Genomic DNA, 629 nt, shown 5'->3' with positions numbered 1-629 from the left:
AGAACTTTAGCAACAACGCCCGCGCCAACGGTACGGCCGCCTTCACGGATTGCGAAACGCAGACCGTCGTCCATCGCGATTGGGTGGATCAGAGTCACAACCATCTTGATGTTGTCGCCTGGCATTACCATCTCTACGCCTTCTGGCAGTTCGATGGTACCGGTCACGTCAGTTGTACGGAAGTAGAACTGTGGACGGTAGCCTTTGAAGAACGGAGTATGACGGCCGCCTTCGTCTTTGGACAGAATGTACACTTCAGATTCGAACTTGGTGTGTGGCTTGATTGAGCCTGGCTTCGCCAGAACCTGACCACGTTCGATTTCTTCACGTTTGATACCACGCAGCAGAACACCAACGTTCTCACCAGCACGGCCTTCGTCCAGCAGTTTGCGGAACATTTCAACGCCAGTACAGGTAGACTTCGCAGTCTCTTTGATACCAACGATTTCAACTTCTTCACCAACTTTGATGATACCGCGCTCTACACGACCGGTAACAACGGTACCACGACCGGAGATGGAGAATACGTCTTCGATTGGCAGCAGGAATGGCTTGTCAATCGCACGCTCTGGTTCTGGGATGTAAGAATCCAGGAAGCCAGCCAGTTCGATGATTTTCGCTTCCCACTC

Annotated in this window: 1 protein-coding gene; it reads right to left on the bottom strand. The window is 52.1% G+C overall.

The genetic code is table 11. The features are described 5' to 3' along the window. On the bottom strand, positions 1–629 hold a 629-nt coding region (locus IM303_RS22120; protein ID WP_252050832.1), incomplete at both ends, for an EF-Tu/IF-2/RF-3 family GTPase.

Origin of the sequence: Enterobacter cloacae complex sp. P38RS, from assembly GCF_014930775.1 — a bacterium.
Classification (GTDB): domain Bacteria; phylum Pseudomonadota; class Gammaproteobacteria; order Enterobacterales; family Enterobacteriaceae; genus Enterobacter; species Enterobacter bugandensis.
The sequence above is the reverse complement of the archived record's forward strand: the minus strand, read 5'-3'. Positions and strand labels throughout refer to the sequence as shown.